This is a genomic window from Spirillospora sp. CA-128828 (assembly GCF_050945415.1).
Classification (GTDB): domain Bacteria; phylum Actinomycetota; class Actinomycetes; order Streptosporangiales; family Streptosporangiaceae; genus Spirillospora.
This window is the reverse complement of the sequence record NZ_CP191986.1, coordinates 571,111-584,024: the sequence shown is the minus strand read 5'-3', so window position 1 is coordinate 584,024 and position 12,914 is coordinate 571,111. Positions and strand designations below refer to the sequence as shown.

The 12,914-nt window shown below is 71.5% G+C and carries 14 protein-coding genes; 9 read left to right on the top strand and 5 right to left on the bottom strand.

The window, feature by feature from the left end:
- Positions 1-104 precede the first annotated feature (104 nt).
- The 4 genes from ACQPXG_RS03170 to ACQPXG_RS03155 all read left to right on the top strand — a co-directional run bounded on the left by ACQPXG_RS03170 (position 105) and on the right by ACQPXG_RS03155 (position 2,706).
- Positions 105-995, top strand: coding sequence for a LysR family transcriptional regulator (locus ACQPXG_RS03170; RefSeq protein ID WP_433466090.1), 891 nt, complete (start codon positions 105-107; stop codon positions 993-995).
- A 235-nt stretch (positions 996-1,230) separates the two neighbouring features.
- Positions 1,231-1,821, top strand: a complete 591-nt coding sequence (locus ACQPXG_RS03165; RefSeq protein WP_433466089.1) for a hypothetical protein — start codon at positions 1,231-1,233, stop codon at positions 1,819-1,821.
- A 38-nt stretch (positions 1,822-1,859) separates the two neighbouring features.
- On the top strand, positions 1,860-2,282 hold the full coding sequence (locus ACQPXG_RS03160) for an SRPBCC family protein (protein WP_433466088.1): 423 nt from the start codon (positions 1,860-1,862) through the stop codon (positions 2,280-2,282).
- Positions 2,275-2,706: a MarR family winged helix-turn-helix transcriptional regulator gene (locus ACQPXG_RS03155; protein WP_433466087.1), complete on the top strand. Its 432-nt coding sequence runs from the start codon at positions 2,275-2,277 to the stop codon at positions 2,704-2,706. Before ACQPXG_RS03160 ends, ACQPXG_RS03155 begins: the two co-directional genes overlap by 8 nt.
- Positions 2,707-2,804: 98 nt before the next feature.
- On the opposite strand, the gene ACQPXG_RS03150 is transcribed toward ACQPXG_RS03155, so the two are convergent.
- Entirely contained in the window at positions 2,805-2,996 is a 192-nt protein-coding gene (locus tag ACQPXG_RS03150; RefSeq protein ID WP_433466086.1) for a hypothetical protein, read from the bottom strand.
- A gap of 230 nt (positions 2,997-3,226) precedes the next feature.
- Here ACQPXG_RS03150 and ACQPXG_RS03145 point away from each other — a divergent pair, with 230 nt between their 5' ends.
- Positions 3,227-4,342, top strand: a complete 1,116-nt coding sequence (locus ACQPXG_RS03145; protein ID WP_433466085.1) for a serine hydrolase domain-containing protein — start codon at positions 3,227-3,229, stop codon at positions 4,340-4,342.
- Between the two features lie 98 nt (positions 4,343-4,440).
- Entirely contained in the window at positions 4,441-5,034 is a 594-nt protein-coding gene (locus ACQPXG_RS03140) for a DUF4232 domain-containing protein (protein ID WP_433466084.1), read from the top strand.
- A 1-nt stretch (position 5,035) separates the two neighbouring features.
- Here ACQPXG_RS03140 and ACQPXG_RS03135 read toward each other — a convergent pair whose 3' ends face one another.
- Complete coding sequence (locus ACQPXG_RS03135) at positions 5,036-5,917, bottom strand: SCO6745 family protein (protein WP_433466083.1); 882 nt, start codon at positions 5,915-5,917, stop codon at positions 5,036-5,038.
- A gap of 29 nt (positions 5,918-5,946) precedes the next feature.
- Positions 5,947-6,855 (bottom strand): hypothetical protein, encoded by a 909-nt coding sequence (locus ACQPXG_RS03130; protein WP_433466082.1) that lies wholly within the window; start codon positions 6,853-6,855, stop codon positions 5,947-5,949.
- Positions 6,856-7,073: 218 nt separating this feature from the next.
- Here ACQPXG_RS03130 and ACQPXG_RS03125 point away from each other — a divergent pair, with 218 nt between their 5' ends.
- Positions 7,074-7,481 carry an ATP-binding protein gene (locus tag ACQPXG_RS03125; protein WP_433466081.1) on the top strand — a complete coding sequence of 136 codons (408 nt, stop codon included), beginning with the start codon at positions 7,074-7,076 and terminating at the stop codon, positions 7,479-7,481.
- 19 nt (positions 7,482-7,500) lie between these two features.
- On the opposite strand, the gene ACQPXG_RS03120 is transcribed toward ACQPXG_RS03125, so the two are convergent.
- Positions 7,501-9,114, bottom strand: a complete 1,614-nt coding sequence (locus ACQPXG_RS03120) for an AMP-binding protein (protein WP_433466080.1) — start codon at positions 9,112-9,114, stop codon at positions 7,501-7,503.
- Between the two features lie 138 nt (positions 9,115-9,252).
- Between ACQPXG_RS03120 and ACQPXG_RS03115 the strand changes: the two genes are divergently transcribed.
- Complete coding sequence (locus ACQPXG_RS03115) at positions 9,253-9,879, top strand: TetR/AcrR family transcriptional regulator (RefSeq protein ID WP_433466079.1); 627 nt, start codon at positions 9,253-9,255, stop codon at positions 9,877-9,879.
- A gap of 113 nt (positions 9,880-9,992) precedes the next feature.
- Positions 9,993-11,084 (top strand): biotin synthase BioB, encoded by a 1,092-nt coding sequence (gene bioB / locus ACQPXG_RS03110; protein ID WP_433466078.1) that lies wholly within the window; start codon positions 9,993-9,995, stop codon positions 11,082-11,084.
- A gap of 21 nt (positions 11,085-11,105) precedes the next feature.
- Here bioB and ACQPXG_RS03105 read toward each other — a convergent pair whose 3' ends face one another.
- Positions 11,106-12,839: a pyruvate dehydrogenase gene (locus tag ACQPXG_RS03105; protein ID WP_433466077.1), complete on the bottom strand. Its 1,734-nt coding sequence runs from the start codon at positions 12,837-12,839 to the stop codon at positions 11,106-11,108.
- Positions 12,840-12,914: the final 75 nt, after the last annotated feature.

Below are 12,914 nucleotides of genomic sequence, written 5' to 3'. Positions count from 1 at the left end.
TGTAGGACCCGGCCTGTCAGCCGGTGACGTCTTCAGCATCGGGGCAGGTCAGAGGCGGGAACAATGTAGAATCTGCGCGGCGATCCATAACACAGGGGTTATTTGTGGAGCTACGCGACGTCGAGATCTTCCTGACTCTCTCCGAGGAACTGCACTTCGGCCGCACCGCCGAACGACTCCACGTGTCCCAGGCCCGCGTCAGCCAGGCCATCAGCAAACAGGAACGACGCCTCGGCGTGGCCCTGTTCGACCGGACCAGCCGCCGCGTGACCCTGACCCCGGTCGGCCGGCGCCTCCGCGAAGACCTGCAGCAAGCCCTCGACCTTCTCCACGAGGGACTCGCCCGCGCCGAAGCGGCCGGGCCGGGCGCGGGCCAGACTCTGCGCTTGGGCGTGTTCGGCCATGCCGGATACGAACTACGCCCCCTCACCGAGGCGTTCCGCGCCCGCTACCCAGGCAGCGACGTCCAACTCAACGAAATCAACGGCAGCGCCCCGTTCGCCGCCCTGCGCACGGGAGACAACGACGTGAACGTACTGTGGCTGCCCGTGGCCGAACCGGACCTCACCGTCGGCCCCACCGTGCTGACCGGAGGCCGCGTTCTGGCCGTGTCGGCAGACCACCCGCTCACCGAGCGCGGCACCGCAACGCTGGAGGACCTCGCCGACAACCACGTCGTCGACCTCGGCCCCGACGCCCCCGAGTACTGGGTCGCCTCCATGGTCCCGAGCCGCTCCCCGTCCGGCCGCCGTATCCCACGTGGACCCATCGCGCGGACCTTCCACGAGATCCTCTCCCTGGTCGCGTCCGGGCAGTGCGTCCACCCGCTGGGCGAAATCGCCGCCCGTTATAACAGCCCCCCGGGCATCGTCTTCCTGCCCATGCCAGACGCCCCCACCCTCCAGTGGGCACTGACCTGGCGCTCCACCGCCGACAGCCCCATCATCCGCGCACTGGCCCAGACCGCCGCCGACCTCGGCCCCATCTCGCTATGACCATGCTCGTCCCCGGTCAGCCGGAAGATGATCTCCACGAGCGTGGAGTCGTCGCCGGCCTCCTCCAGTCGGGCAGTCATCTGCCTCCACGCCGCGTCCCGCCCTCGCCTTTCGGCGAGGCCGTTCCCTTTCCAGGGCGGGTCACTCGCGGGAGGGAAGGTCGCGGTTCTCGTGGGGGAGGTGGCGGGCAGGAGGGCCTGGCGAGCATGTAGTCCTTCGCGTCGAGGAGGACCGCATGACCACCGCTCGTCCAGTTCCCCGGTGGGCCGACCGGGTCGCCCACGTCATCCCGCTGACCGTTGTGCCGTCCGGGCTGTGGCGGGTCGCCCTGGGGCTTGGCGTGCCCGTGGGTTTCGCTGAGGGAAGCGATCTCGCGGACTTCCCGCATCCGATCGGGACCCCGTACGTCTTCACGCTCAGCATCGTCACGGAATGCTTCGCCCTGCTCGCGCTCGGGCTGGTGCGACCGTGGGGTGAGGTGTTCCCGCGCTGGTTCCCGCTGGTCGGCGGGCGCCGCGTGCCGGTCTCGTTCGCCGTCGCCGCCGCGTCGATCGGTGCCGCGAGCGTCACGGTCATCGGGGCGGCCGGAGCCTTGGGCTGGTCGGACGCGATGGCCGAGGGGGAGAGCCCGGGCGGGGTCGCCGCGACCGTCATGACGCTCGCCTATGCGCCGTTCCTCGCCTGGGGCCCGCTGCTGGCGATCCTGACCGTCCACTACTACCGCCGCCGCATGATCAGGCGTTCCCACCCTGGCCGGTTCCGCGTAGGCCATGCCTCAGAACACGACCTCCACCGCCTCGGCGCCGAGCGAGGCCCAATTCGCTGATAATATGCGCGCATACTTTCTACGGCGGGAGGACTGGCATGTGGGTCAAGGAGTACGTAGGGCGAAGCACCGCCCGCACGGAGCAGGTGTTCAGCGTCCTTGCGGATGCAGAACGGTGGCCAGAGTGGAACGAGGGCGTCAGCAAGCTTGAGATGCACGGCCCGTTCGTCGCGGGAACGTCGGCGGTGATGGTGTTGCCTGACGGCACCGCCCTGCCGTTCAGCTTCACCTGGGTCGAGGAGAACGTGGGCTTCGAGGATCTCACCGAAGTTCCGGATGCGGGGGTCAGCGTTCGAGTCCGCCACGAACTGTCGCCGACTGAGAGCGGCACTCAGATCACCTACCGGTGTGAGGTGGACGGCCCTGACGATGTTGCCGCCGAGGTGGGAAGTGCAGTGAGCGCAGACTTCGCCGAGGTCATTTCCGCGCTTGCCGCGCGAGCGGAGCGGGCGGGTGGCTGAGGCGCTGCATCCCAGCGAGAGTCCTGGCCTGCTGCTCTGGCGGGCGACGCTGCGGTGGCAGCGCGCGGTCACAGCAGAGCTCAAGCCGCTCGGGCTCACGCACGTGCAGTTCGTTCTGCTCGCCAGCACTTGGTGGCTGACGACCGTGGCCGGCGAGACGCCCAGCCAGCGGCGCGTCGCGGAGCACGCCGCGACCGATCCGATGATGACGTCGCAGGTTCTGCGGACACTGGAGTCGAAGGGTCTGCTGGAGCGGAAGCAGAACCCGGGCGATTCCAGGGCCCGGCATGTCGGCGTGACCGAAGCAGGAGCCGACCTGGCAGCGCGGGCGATCCAAGTCGTCGAGGCAGCCGACGCGGCGTTCTTCGCGCCAGTGACGGACCAGGAGAAGATGCTGGCCGTTCTGAGGGCTCTCGCCGAATGAGAAGTGCCGGTCCTCACGCGGTGAACGCGCGAGGACCAGCGGATGTTGCGCCTTGCAGCGCTTACAGAGTCGAGAAGCCTAGGCTCCCCGGCGTCCTGCTAGGCCGGGGGGTCCGTCGGCTCCACGGGCGCGGGCCCGAACGACTTGTCGGGGTTCCACTCGGCGGCCTGGGATCCCGTGGGCGCCACGGGCGATCCCGGGGGGTCCGTCGCCTCAACGGGGTCGGGACGGAAGTCTCCCCTGTTCTCGTTGAACGGGCGAGGCTCGGGCGTGTCTGCGGTCCTGGCCATGTTACTGGCCTCCTTCGTTTTGGTTTTCGCCTGCTTGCAGTCATGCACTATAGAGCGCCGGGGGCTGACGCCGGACGCCTGGTCGGGCCGGTCACGAACCGTGCGGTCGCGGGAAGGCCGCTCGCCAGGTGTCGTCAGGTACACCCCCTGCCCGGGTTCTGGGCCCAGTGCCGCCGTCCTTCTCGGCCGGAAGTCTTGATCACGTCAGCGAGATCTCCGAGGAGGAACCCATGTTGCGCATCGTCTCCACCCTCATCGCCGGGACGGCACTGGCGACGGTCGCCGCGCCCGCCGCGAACGCCGCCACCACGTCCCACGGGGAACACGGGCTCGACCGCAAGGTGAAGGCGGCGGCGGACCGGCTCGTCGCCGACGGCGCGCCGGGCGTGATCGTGATGACCCGCCGCGGCGGCCATGTCTCGCACGTGACCGCCGGAGTGTCGGACCAGGCCACCGGCGCTCCGATGGACCACCGGCTGCTGGTCCGGGTCGGCAGCGTGACCAAGTCGTTCGCCGCAACGGTCGTCCTGCAACTGGCCGCCGAACACCGGCTCTCCCTGGACGACACCGTGGAGAAATGGCTGCCTGGCGTCGTGCGGGGCAACGGCAACGACGGTTCGAAGATCACCGTCCGGCAGTTGCTCGCGCAGACCAGCGGCCTGAACGAGTACGTCATGGACCCGCGCGTCCTGGGCGACCCCGACCGTGAGTGGACGCCGGCCGAACTGGTCGCCATCGCGATGGAGAAGCCGCCGGCGCACGCGCCCGGCGCGGACTGGAACTACGCGAACACCAACTACATCCTCGCCGGAATGATCATCGAGAAGGTGACCGGACGCCCGGTCGGCACCGAGCTGCGGCAGCGCCTCTTCACCCCGCTCCGGTTGCGGCACACGTCCTACCCGACGACGTCCAAGACGTTCCCCGGCCCGTACGTGCACGGCTACTACCCCGGTTATGGGGACGTCAGCACGCTGATCAGCCCGTCCAGCGCGCGCACGTCCGGCGGCATCGTCTCTACCGTCGACGACGTGGCGAAGTTCAACCGGGCGCTGTTCACGGGCCGGCTGCTGCCCGCGCGGATGATGCGGGAGATGAAGACCGTCCGGCCGGTGAACGACGACGGCGTCATCGAGGACTACGGGCTCGGCGTCGCCCGCATCAAGTTCTCCTGCGGATACGCCTGGGGCCACGACGGCGGCTTCCCCGGCTACCGCACCTGGTCCTACACGAGCACGGACGGCCGCAGGCAGGCGATGCTCACCTACAACACGTCCGCGGTCGAGCACGACGAGAAGTTCCGCGCCGACCTCGGCAAGGCCGCTGACACCGCGTTCTGCGCCTGATCCTCGGTAAGCGCCCTGCCCTCGCCGACGCCGCGTCGGCGGACGGCAGGGCGCCGAGGCATGGCGGCGGCCCGCGGTTCGTCGGTGATGATTGCCTTGTGACCTCTACTCTGCGGCCGCGAGTCCGCCTGCTCCTCGCGTTGGGCGTCGGCCTCGGGACGACCGGCCTGGCCGCCTGCTCCACCGAAGCGCGGCCGGCCGGCGCGGCGCCCACCGCTTCGCGGCCGGTCCCCTCGCCGTTGACGCTGCGCCCGTCGCCTCCACCGCCCACCTGCACGCCGGACGGTGTCAGCGTCTCGATGGACGAGCCCGACGCCGCGATGGGACTCCGCGCCGCGACGATCACGCTCCGCAACTGCGGCGGCCGCCCGTACCGGCTGAACGGCTACCCGTCCCTGCGCGTCCTGGACGAGAACCGGCAGCCGTTCAACGTGGACGTCGTGCGCGGGACGACGCAGATCAAGGACGGCGGGCCGAAGCCGCTGACGATCCGTCCCGGCGAGGCGGCGGTCTTCGGCATCGTCTGGCGGAACCTGGTCACCGAGGCGACCACGGAGGCGGTGACCGGGAGATACCTTGAGGTCCGGCCGGCGCCTGGACGGCCCGTCGTGGTCATCCCGTCCAACGGGCCGCTCGACCTCGGGAACACCGGCCGCCTGGAAGAGACCGCCTGGAGGCCGCCCCGCCGCTGAATCAGCGAGGCGGCGCCTGGACCTTGCCGATGCCGAGGGTGTTCTCCGCCGGCATCAGCCCTGTCTCCAGGACCTTGACCAGGATCGGCATCGTGAGCTGCGCGAGCCGGTCCGCCTTGTCGGCGCCGAGCGTCCGCCACGGCTCGTAGGCGAGGTCGTCGGTCGTTCGCTCGACGGCGTCCCGCAGCTCGCGGCCCTTCTCCGTCGCGGCGCCGCCCGCGTCGAGCAGGCCGCGGGACGCGAGCCGGTCGCGTGCGGCGGACCACTCCTCGTCCGTCCAGCCGCGGCTCGCGAACGTCTTCTCGGACGCGGCGCCGATCGCGGCGAACGACACGAGCGCCTCGGCCGGGTCGAGCCCGTGGGTGAGGAGCGCGGCCACGTGGCCGTCGCCGCGCTGCTCGCGCAGGATGCCGATGGCGTGCCACAGGACGAGGTGCGGCTCGTCCGGCCAGGGCAGGTCGGCGTTGGCGGCGGCGATCGGGCACCCGGCGGTGCTCGCGGCCTCGGCGGCGGCGCGGGCCAGCGCGGCGGCCTCGGCGAGGTCCGGGTCGGCGAGGCCGTCGCCGAGCAGCGTCCGGTACATGCCGTCGACGGCGCGGGTGCGCCCCTCCAGGACGCGCTCGGGCGGCGCGACCGTCCAGGCGGCGGGGATGTGCTCGGCCACCATGCGCGGGCTGAAGCTGTAGAAGGCGGCCGACACCCGCTCCTTGCCCGCGGCGCCGAGCGGCGCGGCCCGCCAGGCGAAGTAGCTCGGCCAGCGGGTGTCCACCGCGAAGCCGAGCCGGCCGGCCTCGGCGAACACCTCGGGCGAGTACCAGAACAGGGCGTGCAGGGGTTCGAGCTGGTGCCACATCTGCCGGGCCAGACCGGGGTTCTCCGTCATCACGGTTCCTCTCTCAGGATCACCCCACCCTATCTTGACACTGCCAAGATTGCACGGGGCCGGCGTTCGTGACGCGGGAAGGCCAGGAGCGCCAGGAGGGCCAGGGCGACGCCGGCGGCGCGGAGCGCGAACGGCCCCGTCTCGCGCGGCCACGGCTCCCCGTAGAGGAGCGTGGCCGAAAGGAGCAGATGCGTCTTCGCGGTGACCGTGACGACGGTGACGACGATCGTGAGGCGGCAGCGCTGCAGGCCGATCGACAGTAGCCCGACGCCGAGGATCCCGGCGAGGAGGAACAGGTACGGGTGCGGCGAGGACGGCAGGTCCGCCCAGTGGTCGGCGGCGAGCATCATCGCCATGCCCTGCCCGAAGACCTCGGTGGCGCCCAGCAGGACGCCCGCGCCGAGCCCGTAGGCGATGCCCGTCAGCGGCCTCGCGTGGCGGCCGCCGACGGCGCGGTCGCGCACGCAGAACATCCACAGCGGCAGGACCAGCGAGGGCACGAACACCAGGGCGACCCTCCACGGCGGCAGCGCGGCGGCGGCCCCGTCCAGGCGGTGCGGCGCGTCCGGGACCGGCAGCACCGAGAGCGCCGCGGTGACCATCGCGGCGACGGTGAGGCCGACGGCGAGCCATTCGCGCGAGGTGGGCCGCTCGCCGAACCCGCTCATCCCGATGGCCAGCAGCGGGACGAGGCCGAGCCCGTAGGCGGGCAGCGTCGCGGCGACGGGGAGGGTGACCAGTGCGGTGGCCGACAGCGCGAAGCCCGCCAGCAGCACCAGGAGCCCGGCGAGCCAGCGCGGGCTCCCGAGGAAACGTCCGGCGGCGTGCAGCGGATGCCGTCCCGAGACCGGGCTCATCCGCCCCGTGGCTGTTTTGAAGAGGACATAAGCGACGATGTAGACGGCCTGCGCAGCGCAGGCGAGGACGACCGCTTCCATGGCGCACCTCCTCGGGTGGGCATCAGCCTGACATGAGGAAGGTGTCCGGTGATTCTCGCCGGAAGACGGAGAAATTGCCGATTTTCTGCACCACGGTGAGCAGTGCCGCGGCGCGCGTGTCCCGGAAAGGCCAATATCAATGCGCCCGTTGCGTTGCCCGATCACTCACCGCAGGTGAATGATTGCGGTGCGCTTCCGAATCCGAGTGTGGTGATGCAGTGACCGTGGGGATGGAACGGCTCGGTGAACCGTTCGGCTTCACCGGCGAGGGCGACGGCGGACGGCGGGCCCGCCGCCTCGTCCGCGAGCGCGCCGCGAAGGTCGTCACGGACGAGACGCTCCTGGACGACGTCGAGCTGATGACGGCCGAGGCCGTCGCCAACGCCATCCTGCACGGCTCCGGGATCGTCAGCGTGACGGTCGCCACCGACGGCGGGCGGCTCCGCGTGGACGTCTGCGACGACGGGCCCGCCCAGGCCGATCCGCACGGCCGCCCCCGGCTCGACCACGGCCGCGGCCTCACCGTCGTCGACGCGCTCGCCGACGAGTGGGGGCTGGACCAGTCGCCCCAACGCACCCGCCTCTGGTTCGTCGTCGACGCGCGACGCCCGGCCGCCGACGCGTGACCGCCCGCAGTCTCCTCCGTCAGCCGGCGTCCGGACGGGGGTTCAGCGCGCTGCGCACGACCTTGCCGGTGGCGTTGCGGGGCAGGGCGTCGAGGAAGTGGACGTCGCGCGGGACGGCGAAGCGCGCCAGATGGTCGCGGACCTGGGCACGGACGGCGTCGGCGTCGAGCGTCCCGCCGTCGCGGACGACGACGAACGCGGCGGTCCGCTGCCCGAACTCGTCGTCCGGGACGCCGACCACCGCGACCTCCCGCACCTGCGGAAGCCGCTCCAGCACCTCCTCGACGGCGCTCGGGAAGACGTTCTCGCCCCCCGAGACGATCATGTCGTCGTCGCGGCCGTGCACGTACAGCCGGCCCTGCTCGTCGAGGTGGCCGACGTCGCCGAGGCTCATCAGGCCGCCCTGCATCTCCTTGGTGCCGCCCTCGGTGTAGCCGGTGAACAGCAGCTCGTTCGCGGAGAAGATCCGCCCGGGGGCGCCGGGCGGGAGGTGGACGCCGGCTTCGTCCAGGATCGCGACCTTCGTTCCGGGCGGCGGCGTGCCCGCGGTGTCCGGATGGGCGCGCAGGTCGGCGGGCGTCGCGATGGTGACCCATGACGCCTCCGTCGACCCGTACAGGTTGTAGAGGACGTCGCCGAACTCGTCCATGAACGCGGTGGCGAGCGTCGCGGGCAGCGCGGAGCCGCTGACGGCGGCGATCCGCATCGAGGACGTGTCGTACTCGCGCCGCGCGGCCTCCGGGACGTCCAGGACGCGCTGCAGCATGACAGGGACGGCGACCAGGGCGGTCGCTCCGGTGTCGTCGATCGTCCGGAGCGTCCGCTCCGGCTCGAAGCGGGCCCGCAGGACGATCGTGGCGCGCAGCGAGAACGCGATCTGGAGCATCGCGTAGCCCCAGGTGTGGAACAGCGGCGCCTCGATGAACATGCGTTCGTGCACCCGGCACGGGATGCGCGACAGGATCGACACGAGCGGCGACAGGCCGGGGCGCGGGTGCCGGACGGCGCCCTTGGGGCGACCGGTCGTGCCGGAGCTGAGGAAGATCGTCCCGCCCGCCCTCGCGGGCGGCTCGACCGGCGTGCCGGGCGCCGTGACGATGAGGTTCTCCAGCTCCGAGCCCGGCCCGCCGGCCGTGATGACGTGGACGGTCTCCGGAACCGCCGCGATGAACCCGGCGAACTCCGCGTCGGCGATCACGACCTCGACCCGCTGCCGCCGCAGGACGGCGACCAGTTGCTCGGTGCCCATCTCGGTGTTCAGCAGGACGACGTCGGAGCCGTGTTTGCTGCACGCGACGAGCGCCTCGACCATGCCGCGGTGGTTGCGGCAGAGGACGGCGACGCGGGGCGCGCCGTTGAACCGCCCGAGCGCGGCGGCGAGCCGGTCGGTGCGGGCGTCGACCTCGGCGTAGGTCAGCTCCCCGGCGTCGTCGGCGATCGCGACGACGTCCCGGTCGCGGGCCGCGGCGGAGGCGACCGTCCCGCCGAGCAGGGTGCCCCAGCGACGCAGGGCGTCCAGCTGGCGGGCGACCTTCAGCGGTGGTCCGGGGCGCCACAGCCCGCTCCGGGCGAACATGCCGCCCGCCCGCGCGACCGACGCCGTGCGGTGCCCGAACTCCGATCGTCCGCTCATCTGCCGCCTCCGGGGTACGGGGTTCCGGGTAACCGACCGTACGGACGGCGGGTTTCGTCCGCTTCTGATTCGACCCAGCTCTTCGCCCGGTCCGTTGTCAGGAACCTGACAACGAGCGCTGGGTAGGCTTGGCTGACCATGGAGATCACCGGTGGAGTGCGCGAGCGCGGCGGCGGCCTCGCCGCGCACAAGGGCGGGCTGCGCGAGCGCAAGAAGGAGGCGACGCGCCGCGCTCTGCACGAGGCCGCGATGCGCCTCTCCGTCGAGCACGGCCTGGGCGAGGTCACCGTCGAGGCGATCGCGGACGCCGCCGGCGTCTCCCGCCGCACCTTCTCCAACTACTTCGCCGGCAAGGAGGACGCGCTCCTCTACGGCGACGCGCAGCGTATGAGCTCCCTGCTGGAGATGTTCGAGGTCCGCCCGCCCGGCGAATCGTCCTGGACGGCGCTGCGCGCCTCGGTCGACGCCCTGTCCGCGGAGATCGGCGAGCTCGACCCGCGGTGGGCCGCGCAGGTGCGCCTCGCCCGCGAGCACCCGTCCGTCCTGGCCCGGCAGCTCACCCACTACGCCGAGTTCGAACGCGCCCTCGCCGAGCTGATCGCCGCCCGGGACGGCCTCCCGCACCTGCGCGCCCGCGTCATGGCCGGCGCCTTCATCACCGCGCTCCGCATCGCGTCCCTGACCTGGATCGAAGAGCGCCCGACCCGCCCTCTGGCCGAGGTCGCCGGGGAGACCCTCACCGAAATCGCCCGCGAGTACCGCTAGCGCCCGCAACCGGGTCCGGCACCTCGCGCTGTCGTGATCGACATATCTTGCCCGCCCGTCTTGTACGGTGCGAGCCTTGGCCGCCGTCCGCCGCGTCCGTGAGGATCGGCGGCATGGACCTCCTGGACACTCTGGTTGACAAAGGGCTGCGGCGCGAGCCGCCGACCCGCGCCGAGGCGCTCGCGGTGCTGGGGACCTCCGACGACGACCTGCTCGACGTGGTGGCCGCCGCCGGCAAGGTGCGCCGGCGCTGGTTCGGGAACCGGATCAAGCTGAACTACCTGGTCAATCTGAAGTCGGGGCTCTGCCCCGAGGACTGCTCGTACTGCTCGCAGCGGCTGGGGTCCAAGGCGGAGATCCTGACCTACACCTGGCTCAAGCCCGGCGAGGCGGCCGCGGCCGCCGCGGCGGGTGTGGCCGGCGGCGCCAAACGCGTGTGCCTGGTCGCCAGCGGGCGCGGCCCGACCGGCAGGGACGTGGAGCGGGTCGCCGACACCATCGCGGCGATCAAGGAGCACAACGCGGACGTGGAGATCTGCGCCTGTCTCGGACTGCTGTCCGACGGGCAGGCGGCGCGGCTTCGGGAGGCCGGAGCCTACGCCTACAGCCACAACCTCAACACCGCCGAGGCCGTGTACGCGGACATCTGCACCACGCACGAGTTCACCGACCGGGTCGACACCGTGCGGCAGACCAGGGCGGCGGGTCTGTCGGCCTGCTCCGGCCTGATCGCCGGCATGGGCGAGAGCGACGCGGACCTGGTGGACGTGGTGTTCGCGCTGCGTGAGCTGGACGTGGACTCGGTGCCGGTGAACTTCCTGATCCCCTTCGAAGGAACCCCGATGGCCGGGGAGTGGGCCCTGACTCCGCAGCGCTGCCTGCGGATCCTGGCGATGGTGCGATTCGTCTGCCCGGACGTGGAGGTCCGTCTCGCCGGCGGCCGGGAGATCCATCTGCGGACGCTGCAGCCGCTCGCGCTGCACGCGGTCAACTCGATCTTCCTCGGCGACTATCTGACCAGCGAAGGCCAGGCGGCCAAGGCCGACCTGGACATGATCGCGGACGCGGGCTTCGAGGTGGAGGCGGCGGGCACGGACACGCTGCCCGAACATCGAAGGGACGCGCACTCCCCCGGATCCGGCCCCGCCGACCTGGTGGCGGTGCGCCGCCGCGGCGCCGGCACCGGCCTGCCGCCGAACGCCTGACCGGCGGGAGGTCCTTCGCCGCTAGGGCCGGGGGATGTTGCGGAGGTTGCTGCGGGCGAGGTCGAGCATCTTGCCGACACCGCCGGTGAGGACGGTCTTGCCCGCGGCCAGCGCGAACCCCTTCACCTGCTGCGGGGTGATGTGCGGGGGGATGGACAGGGCGTTCGGGTCGGTGACGACGTCCAGGAGGTAGGGGCCGGGCGCGGCCAGTGCGCGTTCCATCACCGTCCGGACGTCCGACGGGCGCTCCACGCGGGCCGATTCGATTCCCACCGCGTGGGCGATCGCGGCGTAGTCGACGGCCTCGTGGTCGGTCTCGTAGGACGGGAGGCCGTCCACCAGCATCTCCAGCCGCACCATGCCGAGCGACGCGTTGTTGAACACGATGATCTTCACGGGGACGCGGTGCAGTTTCACCGTCAGCAGCTCGCCGAGCAACATGCCGAGACCGCCGTCGCCGGAGACGGAGACGACCTGCCGGCCGGGCGCCCCGAACTGGGCGCCGATGGCGTGCGGGAGCGCGTTGGCCATGGAGCCGTGGACGAACGAGCCCATCACCCGGCGCCGCCCGTTCGGGGTGATGTACCGGGCGACCCAGACGTTGCACATGCCGGTGTCCACGGTGAAGATCGCGTCGTCGGCGGCCAGGTCGTCCAGCACACTGGCGACGTACTCGGGATGGATCGGGATGTGCTTGTCGATGTCGCGCGTGTAGGCGGAGACCACGTTTTCGAGTGCGCGCGCGTGGCGGTGCAGCATTTCGTCCAGGTACGACTGGTCCCGCTTCTGCTCGACCTTGTCCATCACGAGCCGGAGCGTCTCCCCCACATCGCCGTGTACCGCGAGGTCGAGCGGCGTGCGACGGCCCAGCTTCGCCGGATCGTCGTCCACCTGCACAGTGTTCTTGCCGGGCAGGAACGGGTCGTACGGGAAGTCGGTGCCCAGCAGGAGGACGAGGTCCGCGTCCTGCATCGCCTCGTAGCAGGCGCCATAGCCGAGCAGGCCGCTCATGCCCACGTCGAAGGGGTTGTCGAACTGGATCCACTCTTTGCCGCGCAGCGCATGACCGACCGGAGACAGCAGCTTGTGCGCCATCTCCATCACCTCGGCGTGGGCGTCCTTCACGCCGGAGCCGCAGAAGAGCATCACCTTGCGCGCCTGGTTGAGCGCGTCGGCCAGCTGCGCGACCTGGTCGGACGGCGGCCGGACGATCCCCTTCCGGACGAGGAAGTCGTGCCGGCCGGCAGGCCCCGCAGCGTCCTTGCTGCCGGTGTCGCCCGGCAGCGTCAGCACCGCGACGCCGCCGAGCCCGACCGCGTGCTGGATCGCGGTCCGCAGGATGCGCGGCATCTGCGCCGGGGTGACGATCGACTCGCAGAAGTGGCTGCAGTCGGCGAAGACCCGCTCGGGATGCGTCTCCTGGAAGTACCCGCTGCCGATCTGCGTGCTCGGGATCTGCGACGCCAGCGCGAGCACGGGCGCCCCCGACCGGTGCGCGTCGTACAGGCCCTGGATCAGGTGCGTGTTGCCGGGACCGCAGCTGCCCGCGCACACGGCGAGCCGGCCCGTGGTCTGCGCCTCGGCCGCCGCCGCGAATGCGCCCGCCTCCTCGTTGCGGACGTGCACCCACTCGATGCCGCCCGTCCGGCGGACGGCGTCCACGACCGGGTTGAGGCTGTCGCCCACCACCCCGTAGACGCGCCGGACGCCGGCCTGCCGCAGCACCTCGATGAACTGGTCGGCGACGGTCCCCATCGTCCCTCCCGTGCACTCCGCTCCCCCGCATCCAGGGAATGCCCGATGATCTCCGGCTGACACTCGCGTCCTGCC